Origin of the sequence: Streptomyces sp. NPDC060205, assembly GCF_042728395.1 — a bacterium.
Classification (GTDB): domain Bacteria; phylum Actinomycetota; class Actinomycetes; order Streptomycetales; family Streptomycetaceae; genus Streptomyces.
Genome location: NZ_JBHWZP010000226.1, coordinates 3,396 through 15,209, shown reverse-complemented (window position 1 = coordinate 15,209; position 11,814 = coordinate 3,396). Strand labels below are relative to the sequence as shown.

6 protein-coding genes and 1 pseudogene are annotated in these 11,814 nt (G+C 71.8%); 4 read left to right on the top strand and 3 right to left on the bottom strand.

Annotated elements, in window-relative coordinates:
• Positions 1 to 238: 238 nt before the first annotated feature.
• The 3 genes from ACFWGJ_RS30845 to ACFWGJ_RS30835 all read right to left on the bottom strand — a co-directional run bounded on the left by ACFWGJ_RS30845 (position 239) and on the right by ACFWGJ_RS30835 (position 7,431).
• On the bottom strand, positions 239 to 1,699 hold the full coding sequence (locus ACFWGJ_RS30845; RefSeq protein ID WP_387331261.1) for a glutamate synthase subunit beta: 1,461 nt from the start codon (positions 1,697 to 1,699) through the stop codon (positions 239 to 241).
• The gene (gltB, locus tag ACFWGJ_RS30840) at positions 1,692 to 6,287 is read right to left on the bottom strand and encodes a glutamate synthase large subunit (protein WP_387331259.1); all 4,596 of its coding nucleotides are present in this window, start codon (positions 6,285 to 6,287) and stop codon (positions 1,692 to 1,694) included. Before gltB ends, ACFWGJ_RS30845 begins: the two co-directional genes overlap by 8 nt.
• Before the next feature lie 412 nt (positions 6,288 to 6,699).
• Positions 6,700 to 7,431 carry a VIT1/CCC1 transporter family protein gene (locus ACFWGJ_RS30835; RefSeq protein ID WP_387331257.1) on the bottom strand — a complete coding sequence of 244 codons (732 nt, stop codon included), beginning with the start codon at positions 7,429 to 7,431 and terminating at the stop codon, positions 6,700 to 6,702.
• 292 nt (positions 7,432 to 7,723) lie between these two features.
• Between ACFWGJ_RS30835 and ACFWGJ_RS30830 the strand changes: the two genes are divergently transcribed.
• The 4 genes and pseudogenes from ACFWGJ_RS30830 to ACFWGJ_RS30815 all read left to right on the top strand — a co-directional run.
• Positions 7,724 to 8,737, top strand: a complete 1,014-nt coding sequence (locus tag ACFWGJ_RS30830; RefSeq protein WP_387331255.1) for an ADP-ribosylglycohydrolase family protein — start codon at positions 7,724 to 7,726, stop codon at positions 8,735 to 8,737.
• Positions 8,734 to 10,098 carry an ADP-ribosylglycohydrolase family protein gene (locus ACFWGJ_RS30825; protein WP_387331253.1) on the top strand — a complete coding sequence of 455 codons (1,365 nt, stop codon included), beginning with the start codon at positions 8,734 to 8,736 and terminating at the stop codon, positions 10,096 to 10,098. Before ACFWGJ_RS30830 ends, ACFWGJ_RS30825 begins: the two co-directional genes overlap by 4 nt.
• Before the next feature lie 8 nt (positions 10,099 to 10,106).
• Positions 10,107 to 11,288 (top strand): ADP-ribosylglycohydrolase family protein, encoded by a 1,182-nt coding sequence (locus ACFWGJ_RS30820; RefSeq protein ID WP_387331251.1) that lies wholly within the window; start codon positions 10,107 to 10,109, stop codon positions 11,286 to 11,288.
• Positions 11,285 to 11,814, top strand: a pseudogene (locus ACFWGJ_RS30815) (hypothetical protein); the annotation flags it as partial. The gene ACFWGJ_RS30820 and the pseudogene ACFWGJ_RS30815, both read left to right, overlap by 4 nt.

Genomic DNA, 11,814 nt, shown 5'->3' with positions numbered 1-11,814 from the left:
GCCCTGGTCCGTGCCGTTCATGAACATCACCATGACGACGACGGCGAGCAGGAGCCTGTTGCCCAGCAAGTAGGCGTACCCCCCGCCCCACCGAACCCGCGGACGCAGTCCTACAGGGAAGCCCAGTTCAAAAGGCTTCCAGACGCACCACGGCGCCCACCAAGTCCGGTCGGGGACGAGGGCAGGCGCCGCGCTCAGTTCCGTACACCGTTGTACGGGACGTCTTTGGGGGTGGGCGTCAGACCATCAGGGAGCGGTCCGTCGGGCGGACCGGCGCCGGGAGTTCGCTGACGCCCGTCAGGAAGCGGTCGACCCCGCGGGCGGCCGAGCGGCCCTCCGCGATGGCCCAGACGATGAGGGACTGGCCGCGTCCGGCGTCACCGGCGACGAAGACGCCGGGCACGTTGGTCGCGTAGTCGCGGTCGCGGGCGATGTTGCCGCGCTCGTCGAGGTCGAGGGCGAACTGGGAGACCAGTCCGTTCTCCTGGTCGGTGCCGGTGAAGCCCATGGCGAGGGTGACGAGCTGGGCGGGGATCTTGCGCTCCGTGCCCGGCTTCGGGGTGAGCTTGCCGTCGATGAACTCGACCTCACCGAGGTGCAGCCACTGGACGTTGCCGTCCTCGTCGCCCTCGAAGTGGGTGGTGGAGACGGCATAGACGCGCTCGCCGCCCTCCTCGTGCGCGGAGGTCACCTTGTAGAGCATGGGGAACGTCGGCCACGGCTGGTGCGGAGCGCGGTCCGCGCCCGGCTGGGGCATGATCTCCAGCTGGGTGACGGAGGCCGCGCCCTGGCGGTGGGCGGTGCCCACGCAGTCCGCGCCGGTGTCGCCGCCGCCGATGACGACGACATGCTTGCCCTCGGCGGTGATGGGGGGCGCCACGAAGTCGCCCTCCTGCACCTTGTTGGCGAGCGGCAGGTACTCCATCGCGAAGTGGATGCCGTTCAGCTCGCGGCCGGGGACCGGCAGGTCGCGGGAGACGGTGGCGCCGGCGGCGATGACGACGGCGTCGTACCGCTTGCGCAGGTCGGTGGCCTTGAGGTCGCGGCCGATCTCGATGCCCGTACGGAAGCGGGTGCCCTCCGCGCGCATCTGCTCGATACGGCGGTTGATGTGCCGCTTCTCCATCTTGAACTCGGGGATGCCGTAGCGCAGGAGGCCGCCGACGCGGTCGGCGCGCTCGTAGACGGCGACCGTGTGGCCGGCGCGGGTGAGCTGCTGTGCGGCGGCGAGGCCCGCGGGGCCGGAGCCGATGACGGCGACCGTCTTCCCGGAGAGGCGCTCGGGGGCCTGGGGAGCGACGTCGCCGCTGTCCCACGCCTTGTCGATGATCGAGACCTCGACGTTCTTGATGGTCACGGCGGGCTGGTTGATGCCCAGCACGCACGCCGACTCGCAGGGCGCCGGGCACAGGCGGCCGGTGAACTCCGGGAAGTTGTTCGTGGCGTGCAGCCGCTCGGAGGCGGCGGACCAGTCCTCGCGGTACGCGAAGTCGTTCCACTCGGGGATGAGGTTCCCGAGCGGACAGCCGTTGTGGCAGAAGGGGATGCCGCAGTCCATGCAGCGCGAGGCCTGCGTGGGGATGATCGGCAGGAGGGAGCCGGGGACGTAGACCTCGTTCCAGTCCCTGACGCGCTCCTCGACGGGGCGGGTCCTGGCGACCTCTCGGCCGTGGTTCAAAAAGCCCTTGGGATCAGCCATTGGTCGCCGCCTCCATCATCTTCTCGGTGATCGCGGACTCGTCGAGTCCGGCTCGCTCGGCGGCGTCCTTGGCGGCGAGCACTGCCTTGTACGTGCTGGGGATGATCTTGCTGAAGCGGTCCACCGCGGTGTCCCACTCGGCCAGGAGCTTCTCGGCGACGGTGGAGGCGGTCTCCTCCTGGTGCCGGCGCACGACGTCGTGCAGCCACTGCTTGTCGGTGTCGTCGAGTTCCTCGACCGCGCCGAGGTTTCCGGCGTTGACGTTGTCGAGGTCCAGGTCGATGACGTACGCGATGCCACCCGACATGCCGGCGGCGAAGTTGCGGCCCGTCTCGCCGATGACGACGGCGTGGCCGCCGGTCATGTACTCGCAGCCGTGGTCGCCCACGCCCTCGGCGACCACGGTCGCACCGGAGTTGCGGACGCAGAAGCGTTCGCCGGTACGGCCGCGCAGGAACAGCTCGCCGCCCGTCGCGCCGTACGCGATGGTGTTGCCCGCGATGGTGGAGAACTCGGCGAGGTGGTCGGCGCCCCGGTCGGGACGGACGATCACCCGGCCGCCGGAGAGGCCCTTGCCGACGTAGTCGTTGGCGTCGCCCTCCAGGCGCAGCGTCACACCGCGCGGCAGGAAGGCGCCGAAGGACTGGCCTGCGGAACCGGTGAAGGTGATGTCGACGGTGTCGTCGGGCAGGCCCGCGCCGCCGAACTTCTTCGTCACCTCGTGGCCGAGCATGGTGCCGACCGTGCGGTTGATGTTGCGGATGGCGACCTGGGCGCGGACCGGCTGGGCGTCGGTGGCGCCGGTCGCGTTCAGGGCGTCGGCGGCGAGCTTGATCAGCTCGTTGTCGAGCGCCTTCTCCAGGCCGTGGTCCTGCTCGACGGTCTGGTGCAGGGCCGCGCCCTCGGGCAGTTCGGGCACGTGGAAGAGCGGGGCCAGGTCCAGGCCCTGCGCCTTCCAGTGGTCGATGGCGCGGGCGACGTCGAGCGCCTCGGCGTGGCCGACGGCCTCCTCGATGCTGCGGAAGCCCAGCTCGGCGAGGATCTCGCGGACCTCTTCGGCGATGAACTTGAAGAAGTTGACGATGTACTCGGCCTTGCCGGTGAACCGGTCGCGCAGGACGGGGTTCTGGGTGGCGATGCCGACCGGGCAGGTGTCGAGGTGGCAGACGCGCATCATGACGCAGCCGGAGACGACGAGCGGCGCGGTCGCGAAACCGAACTCCTCGGCGCCGAGCAGCGCGGCGATGACGACGTCACGGCCGGTCTTGAGCTGTCCGTCGGTCTGGACGACGATGCGGTCGCGCAGGCCGTTGAGGAGCAGCGTCTGCTGGGTCTCGGCGAGGCCCAGCTCCCAGGGGCCGCCCGCGTGCTTGAGCGAGGTGAGCGGGGAGGCGCCCGTTCCGCCGTCGTGGCCGGAGATGAGGACGACGTCCGCGTGGGCCTTGGAGACACCCGCGGCGACGGTGCCGACGCCGACCTCGGAGACCAGCTTCACGTGGATCCGCGCCTGCGGGTTCGCGTTCTTCAGGTCGTGGATCAGCTGGGCGAGGTCTTCGATGGAGTAGATGTCGTGGTGCGGGGGCGGGGAGATGAGGCCCACGCCCGGGGTGCTGTGCCGGGTCTTGGCGACCCACGGGTAGACCTTGTGGCCGGGCAGCTGGCCGCCCTCGCCGGGCTTGGCGCCCTGGGCCATCTTGATCTGGATGTCGTCCGCGTTGACCAGGTACTCGGAGGTGACGCCGAAGCGGCCGGAGGCGACCTGCTTGATGGACGAGCGGCGCGCCGGGTCGTAGAGGCGGTCCGGGTCCTCGCCGCCCTCACCGGTGTTGGACTTGGCGCCCAGCTGGTTCATGGCGATGGCGAGCGTCTCGTGGGCTTCCTTGGAGATGGAGCCGTACGACATGGCGCCGGTGGAGAAGCGCTTGACGATCTCGCTGACCGGCTCGACCTCGTCGATCGAGATGGGCTCGCGGCCCGAGTCGAAGCCGAACAGGCCGCGCAGCGTCATGAGGCGCTCGGACTGCTCGTTCACGCGGTCCGTGTACTTCTTGAAGATGTCGTAGCGGTTGCTGCGCGCGGAGTGCTGGAGGCGGAAGACCGTCTCGGGGTCGAACAGGTGCGGCTCGCCCTCGCGGCGCCACTGGTACTCGCCGCCTATGTCGAGGGCGCGGTGCGCGGGCGCGATGCCGCTGGCCGGGTACGCCTTCGCGTGGCGGGCGGCGACCTCCTTGGCGACGACGTCGATGCCGACGCCGCCGATCTTGGTGGCGGTGCCGCTGAAGTACTTCTGCACGAAGGCCGCGTCGAGACCGACGGCCTCGAAGACCTGGGCGCCGCGGTAGGAGGCGACGGTGGAGATACCCATCTTGGACATGACCTTCAGGACGCCCTTGCCGAGCGCGTAGATCAGGTTGCGGATGGCCTGCTCGGGCTCCATGCCCGGCAGGAACGTACCGGCCCTGACCAGGTCCTCGACGGACTCCATCGCCAGGTACGGGTTGACGGCCGCGGCGCCGAAGCCGATGAGGAGGGCCACGTGGTGGACCTCGCGGACGTCGCCCGCCTCGACCAGCAGGCCCACCTGGGTGCGCTGCTTGGTGCGGATGAGGTGGTGGTGGACGGCGGCGGTGAGCAGCAGCGAGGGGATCGGCGCGTGCTCGGCGTCGGAGTGCCGGTCCGAGAGGACGATCAGCCGGGCGCCGTTCTCGATGGCGGCGTCGGCCTCGGTGCAGATCTCCGCGATGCGGGCGGCGAGGGAGTCGCCGCCGCCGGAGACGCGGTACAGGCCGGAGAGGGTCGCGGCCTTCATGCCGGGCATGTCGCCGTCGGCGTTGATGTGGATGAGCTTGGCCAGCTCGTCGTTGTCGATCACCGGGAAGGGCAGGGTGACGCTTCGACAGGACGCGGCGGTCGGCTCCAGCAGGTTGCCCGCGGGGCCGAGCGAGGAGCGCAGCGAGGTGACGAGCTCTTCGCGGATGGCGTCCAGCGGCGGGTTGGTGACCTGCGCGAACAGCTGGGTGAAGTAGTCGAAGAGCAGCCGGGGGCGCTCGGACAGGGCCGCGATCGGCGAGTCCGTGCCCATGGAGCCGAGGGGCTCGCCGGCGGTCTTGGCCATCGGGGCGAGGATGACGCGCAGCTCTTCCTCGGTGTAGCCGAAGGTCTGCTGGCGGCGGGTGACCGAGGCGTGGGTGTGCACGATGTGCTCGCGCTCGGGCAGGTCGGAGAGCTCGATCTCGCCGGCTTCGAGCCACTCCGCGTACGGGTTCTCGGCGGCGAGGCCGGCCTTGATCTCGTCGTCCTCGATGATCCGGTGCTCGGCGGTGTCCACGAGGAACATGCGGCCGGGCTGCAGGCGGCCCTTGCGGACGACCTTCGCGGGGTCGATGTCGAGGACGCCGACCTCGGAGCCGAGGACGACGAGGCCGTCGTCGGTGACCCAGTAGCGGCCGGGGCGCAGGCCGTTGCGGTCGAGGACCGCGCCGACCTGGGTGCCGTCGGTGAAGGTGACGCAGGCCGGGCCGTCCCAGGGCTCCATCATCGTGGAGTGGAACTGGTAGAAGGCGCGGCGGGCCGGGTCCATGGAGGCGTGGTTCTCCCAGGCCTCCGGGATCATCATCAGCACGGAGTGCGGCAGGGACCGGCCGCCGAGGTGCAGCAGCTCAAGGACCTCGTCGAAGGAGGCGGAGTCGGACGCGTCGGGCGTACAGATCGGGAAGATCCGGTCGAGGCTGTCCTGCTCGCCGAACAGGTCGGAGACGAGCTGGGACTCCCGGGCGGCCATCCAGTTGCGGTTGCCCTTGACGGTGTTGATCTCGCCGTTGTGCGCGACGAAGCGGTACGGGTGGGCGAGCGGCCAGCTCGGGAAGGTGTTGGTGGAGAACCGGGAGTGCACGAGCGCGATCGCGGAGGCGAAGCGGCGGTCGGACAGGTCCGGGAAGAAGGGCTCCAGCTGGCCGGTGGTCAGCATGCCCTTGTAGACGATGGTGCGGGCGGAGAGCGACGGGAAGTACACGCCGGCCTCGCGCTCGGCACGCTTGCGCAGCGCGAACGCCTTGCGGTCGAGGTCGATGCCCTGGCTGGAACCGTCCGTCACGAAGACCTGCCGGAAGTGCGGCATCGTCGAGCGGGCGGTGGCGCCGAGGAGTCCGGGGGCGACCGGGACCTCGCGCCAGCCGAGCACCGTGAGGTTCTCCTCGGCGGCGATCGTCTCGATCCGTGAGACGGCGTCGGCGGTGCCGTCCTCGGGCAGGAAGGCGATGCCGACCGCGTACGCGCCGGCCTCGGGCAGCTCGAATTCGGCCACCTCGCGGAAGAAGGCGTCGGGGACCTGGGACAGGATGCCCGCGCCGTCCCCGGAGTCGGGTTCCGAGCCGGTCGCGCCGCGGTGCTCCAGGTTGCGGAGCACGGTCAGCGCCTGTTCGACCAGCGCGTGGCTCGCCTCACCGGTGAGGGTCGCCACGAAGCCGACGCCGCAGGCGTCGTGCTCGTTGCGCGGGTCGTACATTCCCTGCGCGGCAGGGCGAGCATCCATGAAGGACCACTTCTGGCCATTCTCGGAGTGCTGGGACGGCTGGCGCGGCGTACGCATCGGCTCTCCCGTCGTCGTCGTGTCTGGGGGGCACCTCCCAGGCCTTGAGGCTCTGGGGGCAAGTGCCGAGGGACGACGTTGGCCCTTAGCGAGAGTGCAAAATTTCGTGCAGGTTACATGATGGAGCGGTTCTCGTGAACCGGATACCGCGTTCCACCATGCGGACGCCACGGGTCGCGGCGAGGCGCCGCTCGTGGCGGCTGGAAAAGGGGGCCTTTTCGGTCAGATCCATGACCGTCGGCCCGGTCGCGGCAGGCAACGTCACCTGCTGCTGATGATGTGCGTGTGGTGCGGCGCGGGCGTCATTGCCCGCGGCGCTTACGGCTCATGCCCAATGGTTAAGCGTTCGAAACCGCCGAGTAACGGCTACTTATGCAGTCCCTTGCATAGGTGCGCGATCAGGCGGTGCCGGTCATCCTACGGCCGTTCCGAAGAAACTGCCCAGGGCGTACGTCACACCGGCCGCGGCCCCGCCCAGCGCGAGCTGCCGCAGCCCGCTGAACCACCAGGTCCGGGCGGTCACCTTGGCGACGATCGCACCGCAGGCGAAGAGCCCGAGCGCGGCGAGCAGCAGGGCGGGCCAGAGGGTGGCGGCCCCCAGCAGATACGGCAGGACGGGGAGCAGGGCGCCCAGGGCGAACGCGCCGAAGCTCGACACGGCGGCGACGACGGGCGACGGCAGGTCGCCGGGATCGATGCCCAGCTCCTCCCGCGCGTGGATCTCCAGCGCCTGCTCGGGGTCCCGGGACAGCTGCCGGGCGACCTCGCCGGCGAGCGCGGGCTCCACCCCGCGGGCCTCGTACAGCAGCGCCAGCTCACGCTCCTCGTCCTGCGGGTGCTTCCTCAACTCCCGCCGCTCCACGTCGAGTTCGGCCTCGACGAGTTCGCGCTGCGAGGCGACGGAGGTGTACTCGCCGGCCGCCATGGAGAAGGCGCCCGCGGCCAGTCCCGCGAGCCCGGTGATGACGACGGTCCGATGGGAGACGGCGCCACCGGCCACACCGGTCATCAGCGCCAGGTTGGAGACGAGGCCGTCCATCGCACCGAAGACGGCCGGGCGCAGCCATCCGCCGTTCACGTCCCGGTGGGTGTGGTTGTCGCGGTGCGCCTCGTGCAGCGCGGCCTCGGTCTCGATGATGGCCATGCGGGGGTCCCCCAAGTGCTCGTTCACTGCTTTTTTGGACTGGTTCTACTTTTGGACAACTGCGAACGTACGCCTGAAATTCCGTTCCCGCCAGCAAGGAAGGCCGTACTTACCTGCACCTTCACCCTCTTTCGCTCATCCGTGGCGACCTGCGCACATATGTCGACCGGGTGACTCTGGGGCACGTGAGGCTCCGACGGCCCCCTCCCGTGGGACACATCCCCAAAGGGGCTCCCGACCGGCCTGCGAACGGCCTCCGATCACCCGGGACCCCTCGACGGAGAGGTCCGCCATGGCATCGATCGCCTGCGTTCCACCGGTACCGGCGCCCGGCGAAGGGGGCGCGACCGCCCTCCGGGACCGTGCGCGCGGCGCACTGCTGGGACTCGCCGTCGGGGACGCGCTGGGCGCACCGGCCGAGAACATGAAACCGTCCGAGATCCGCGCGCGCTGGGGCCGCATCACGGGGTACGTGGCCGAGAAGCCGGCCGGCACGGACGACACCGAGTACGCGATCTTCTCCGGCCTGCTGCTCGCCCGGCACGGCTCGGCGCTCACGGTCGCCCATGTGGAAGCGGCCTGGCACCAGTGGATCGCGGACCGCGACGAGGGGCCGTTCCGGGGCGCGGGCTTCAGCGAACGGGGCACGCTGGAGAACCTGCGCCGGGGGCTCGCCGCCCCCATCTCCGCCCAGCACCGGCACGCCTGGAGCGACGGCCTCGCCATGCGGGCGGCGCCCTTCGGGGTCTTCGCGGCGGGCCGCCCCGCGGAGGCGGCACGGCTGGTGGCGATCGACGGTTCGGTCAGCCACGACGGCGAGGGCATCTACGGCGGGCAGGCCGTCGCGGCGGGTGTCGCCGCGGCGATGGCGGGCGCCCCCACGATCGTCGTCGTCGCCTCCGCGCTGGCCGTCGTCCCCGACGACTCCTGGACGGCGCGCTCCCTGCGCAGGGCGGTGGCCTGCGCACACCGCGGCGAACGCGCGGTCCGCTCGGCGGTCGTCATCGGCGGCTACCCCTGGACGGACCTCGCCCCCGAGGCCGTCGCCCTGGCCTTCGGCGCGTACGCGGCGGCCGACGGCGACTTCGAGGAGGCCGTCCTCACGGCGGTCAACATGGGCCGCGACGCCGACACGACGGCGGCGGTGGCGGGCGCCCTGGCCGGCGCCACGCGCGGCGCCGCCGCGATCCCGCCCGCCTGGGCGGCGGCGATCGGCCCCGCGAAGGGCTCCTGCCTCCCCTCGATGCAGGGCCACCACGTCCTGGACGTAGCAGACCTACTGACCCCACCGGAGCCCACCCAATGACCCCCACACACCCTTCAGAAACGCACCCCGCAGACGCAGTCCTCGCAGGGGCAGCCCCCTCAGGGGCGCACCCCACTGGGGCAACCCTGTCAGGGGCGGCCCTGTCAGGGGCGCGGGGAACTGCGCGACCAGCCACAACGGACCCGCACCCGACCAGCGCCCCCACACCCCCCACCCCCTCAGGGGCGCGGGGAACTGCGCAACAAGCCGCAACGAACCCGCACCCACACACCCCGCCCCGCAGAATCGAAGGCCTCCTGCTCGGCCTAGCCGCAGGCGACGCCGCAGGTTGGCCGGCCGCACGGCACAGAGCAACCCGCATGCCCGAATGGACCAGACGCCTCACCCGCGAACTGGACACCTTCGCCGAACAGAACGCCACCACCACCCTCCCCGTCCCCATCGCCCTCAACCAGCCCCCCGAACCCCTGCGGCTCGGCCCCTCGGACGACGCCGAGTGGGCGGCCTTCGCGGCGGAGGCGGTCCTACGGGCCGCGGACGCCGCCGCACTGGGCGACCTCAGCCGGGACCGCCGCATGCGCGCGGCGATCGACCTTTCGTGGAACGCGATCGCCAGCGAGGTCGCCGCCGCCGCGGACCGCGCCCCCGAGGTCGAGTCGGCGGTACTCCCCCTGCGCGCCCGCATCTCCGTACGAGCGGGCCTCGGCAACCTCGCCAACGGCCTGCGCCCGCCCGCCTCGGGCCACGACAACCCCCACTACTTCGACGACGCGGCCTGCGTACGGGCCTGTGTCCTGGCGGTCGCCCACCCCGGAGACCCCCGCTCCGCCGCGGAACTGGCCGAGTTCGACGCCCGCTACACCCAGGACGGCGACGGCGTGCACGGCGCCCGCGCGATGGCCGCGGCCGTCGCCCTCGCACTGGGCGGCGCCGACGTGGACGCCTGCGCGCAAGCGGCCCTCGCCGAACTCCCCGGGGCCACGGAGATCGGCCGCAACGCCCGCCACGCCCTGGCCCTCGCCGACGCCGCCCGCGCGGACGGAGCCGGCGCCTTCGCTCTCGTCCCCCTCCTGGAACACCAGATCGTCGACCACGTCTACAGCTACGGCATCGCCGCCGCCGAGACCGTCCCGGTCGCCCTCGCACTCGCCGTCGCCGCCCGCGGCCGGATCGCGGAGGCGGTACCGGCCGCGGCGTGTCTGTCCCGGGTCGCGGACTCGGCCCCGGCCCTCGCCGGCGCGCTGACCGGCGCACTCGGCGGCGGTGCGGCCGTCCCGGCCGCCTGGCGCGACGCCTGCCGCACCCTCTCCGGCTGCACGCTGCCGCGCCTGACCGGCACGGACCTCATCGGACTCGCCGATCTGCTGGAAGCGACGGAACTGGCCCTCCCGGAGGGATGATGCGCGCCATGAGCCCCAAAACGCATGAAACAGGTACATCTGTGGGAGCCGTGACAGGAACGGCGGCCCTGGAGGAACGCATCACCGGAGCCCTCGTCGGAGCCGCGGTCGGCGACGCGCTCGGCGGCCCCGTGGAGGGCTACTCCCCCGAGCAGATCGTCGAACGGCACGGCGGACGCGTCCACGGCATCGTCGGCCCCTGGCACGGCGACGACTGGCGCACCGCCCGCCCCGTCGCCCCGTACCACAAGGGCGACGGACACGTCACCGACGACACCTTGATGACGCACGCGCTGGTACGGGTGTACGCGACGGTCCGCGACCACCTGGACGCGTACGCCGTCGCCCGGCACCTGGTGCCCGACCTGATGACGACACCCCGCTGGATCCCGGAGCTCGAAGCGGACGCCCTGCCCCTCCAGCGGATCTTCCTCGCGGAGAAGTGGCTGGTGGCGCGGATCCACTACGGTCACGTGGACCCGCGCGAGGCCGGCACCGGCAACATCGTCAACTGCGGTGCCGCGATGTACATGGCCCCGGTCGGCCTGGTCAACGCGGCGAACCCGGCGGGCGCGTACGCCGAGGCCCTCGACATCGCGGGCGCCCACCAGTCGTCGTACGGGCGTGAGGCGGCCGGTGTCTTCGCGGCGGCCGTGGCGGCGGCCTGCACCCCCGGTGCGACCCCGGACTCGGTGGTCGAGGCATGCCTGGCCGTGGCGAAGGACGGCACGCGGGCCGCGATCGAGACGGTCTGCGACACGGCCTCGCGGTACTCGGACTTCGAGTCGGCGCTGCGTCCGCTGCGGGAGGCGGTCGCCCCGTACGACACGGTCGGCCCGGACTACCGCAGCCCGTCCCTGGGCGCCCGCCGTCCCTCGCGCGTGCACTCGATCGAGGAACTGCCGGTGGCGCTGGCGATGCTGCTGGTCTCCGGCGGCGACTACCGGCACGCGGTGCTGGGTTCGGTGAACTACGGCCGGGACTGCGACTCCATCGCGACGATGTCCGGCGCTCTGGCGGGTGCCCTGGGCGCGGAGATCCCGTCCGGCTGGGCCAAGACGGTCGCGGAGGCCAGCCGCCTGGACCTGAAGGCTCCCGCACGCACCCTCACCGAGGTGACCCGGGAGATCTTCGCGCGGGACGTCTCCCGCCGCCGCGCCCACGAGACGGCGTACGCGGAGCTGTCATGACCCTTCCTCGTCCGACCCCGTTGCGCCTGACCTGGGTCCAGCCGGAGGACCTCCTGGGCCACGAACTCCGCCAGGCGGAGGAGGACGGCCGCAGTCCCGGGGCGATCGCGGCCCGCTGGCTCAGAGCGGGAGGCCCCGACTCCCCCCGCCAGGCAGGCGCCTCCCCCCAACCGGCCTCCCCCTATCTACGTGCCTTGTCCCAGGACCTCCTGGACGAACTGGCGGACCTGCCGAGCGGGTTGGCGGACAGAGAGCCCACCGACCTGCCCACGTTGCAGGCACTGTGTCCCAACTGGCCGGCCACCAGCGCTGTGGGCATGCGTTCCGCCGGGGCGATGGGGGTCCCCCCGCCCGAGCGAAGCCGAGGGTGGGGGAGGGTGGGCACAGCGGGCACAGCAGACCTCAGCAAGTCACCCGGGGGCGTGGGGGCGCAGCCCCCCCATTGGGGGAGGGGGGGGGCTGGGGGAGAAAAAGCCCAGCAAACAGCCTGGCGGGGGCGAGCCGCCCGCTGCCGCCAGGGCAAAAC

Bases quoted from the DNA above. Each gene is read 5' to 3' on its own strand.
- ACFWGJ_RS30845 (WP_387331261.1), bottom strand. From the start codon at position 1,699: ATGGCTGATCCCAAGGGCTTTTTGAACCACGGCCGAGAGGTCGCCAGG.
- gltB (WP_387331259.1), bottom strand. From the start codon at position 6,287: ATGCGTACGCCGCGCCAGCCGTCCCAGCACTCCGAGAATGGCCAGAAG.
- ACFWGJ_RS30835 (WP_387331257.1), bottom strand. From the start codon at position 7,431: ATGGCCATCATCGAGACCGAGGCCGCGCTGCACGAGGCGCACCGCGAC.
- ACFWGJ_RS30830 (WP_387331255.1), top strand. From the start codon at position 7,724: ATGGCATCGATCGCCTGCGTTCCACCGGTACCGGCGCCCGGCGAAGGG.
- ACFWGJ_RS30825 (WP_387331253.1), top strand. From the start codon at position 8,734: ATGACCCCCACACACCCTTCAGAAACGCACCCCGCAGACGCAGTCCTC.
- ACFWGJ_RS30820 (WP_387331251.1), top strand. From the start codon at position 10,107: ATGAGCCCCAAAACGCATGAAACAGGTACATCTGTGGGAGCCGTGACA.